This window comes from Planotetraspora sp. A-T 1434, from assembly GCF_025420585.1.
Lineage (GTDB): Bacteria > Actinomycetota > Actinomycetes > Streptosporangiales > Streptosporangiaceae > JAOEGB01.
On the sequence record NZ_JAOEGB010000076.1, the window covers coordinates 1 to 1,223 of the forward strand.

General features: G+C 69.9%; 1 protein-coding gene. It reads right to left on the bottom strand.

Translation table 11 applies throughout. The annotated features are described in order from the left end of the window. Window positions 1–1,223, bottom strand: a 1,223-nt coding sequence (locus N5079_RS35005) for an AMP-binding protein (protein ID WP_261588519.1), incomplete at both ends; no start/stop codon positions are given.

A 1,223-nucleotide genomic window follows, 5' to 3' on the forward strand; every position in this document is an offset into this window, starting at 1 on the left:
CCGCTCACCCCATGCGCGGCGACCAAGCCGGCCAGGGTTGCCGGGTCCAGCTCACCCGGCGGAGCCACCACCACCGTGCCCCCCCGCAGCAGCGGCACCCACAACTCATACGTCGAGGCGTCGAACGCCATCGGAGAATGCGCCAGCACCCGCCCATGCGCCCCACCGTCGAACCGGCGATCGAACACCAGCGCCACCACATCCCGATGCCGAACCGCCACCCCCTTCGGCACCCCCGTCGACCCCGACGTATACATCACATACGCCAACTGCTCCGGATCCACCACGAGCTCCGGCCCGGTCGCATCCGGCGTCTGGTCATGAAGTGGCTTGCCCGCGACCACGACGTGACCGGGGTGGATCTCGCGGGCGGTCGGCTCCCAGGCAGGGTCGGTCACCAGCACCGACGCCCCCGCCTCCGCCAGCACCAACCCCAGCCGCGACGCCGGAGCCCGCACATCCAGCGGCAGATACGCCCCGCCCGCCTTCACGATCGCCAGCACCGCCACGACCGCCTCCACCGAGCGGTCCATCAACACCCCGACCCGATCCTCTCCCCGCACCCCCAGACCGGTCAGGCGGCGGGCCAGCCGATCAGCCCGCTCATCCAGCTCCCCGTAACTCACCGACTCATCCCCGCACACCACCGCCGTGGCAGACGGATCCCGCCGCACCCGCTCAGCGAACAGACCCGGCACCGAACCGTACGGAATCTCATGAGCGGTGTCGTTCCACCCGCCCACCACCAGATCCCGCTCGGCCCCGGTCAGCATCGGCAGCTCACCCACCAGCCGATCCGTACCCGAACCGATCTCCTCCAGCAACACCCCCAGATGACCCGCCATCCGCTCCACCGTCGAAGCGTCGAAGAGGTCCGTGGCATACGTGACCGCGACATGCAGGCCGTCGCCGGCCTCCTGGAACTCGACCATGACGTCGAAGCTCGCGGGCGTGACCGAGGGCGCGAGGCCCTGGACGTCGAGGCCCGGCATCGCGGGCATCTCGGCGGGGGTGTTCTGGAGGACGACCATGGCCTGGAACAGCGGAGTGCGGCTGGTGTCCCGGACCGGCGCCAACTCCTCCACCACCCGCTCGAACGGCACATCCTGATGCGCGAACGCCTCCAGCGCACCGTCCTTGACCGACCCCAGCAACTCACCCACCGACCGGCTCGAATCGACCCGCGAACGCAGCACCACCGTGTTGACGAAGAACCCGACCAG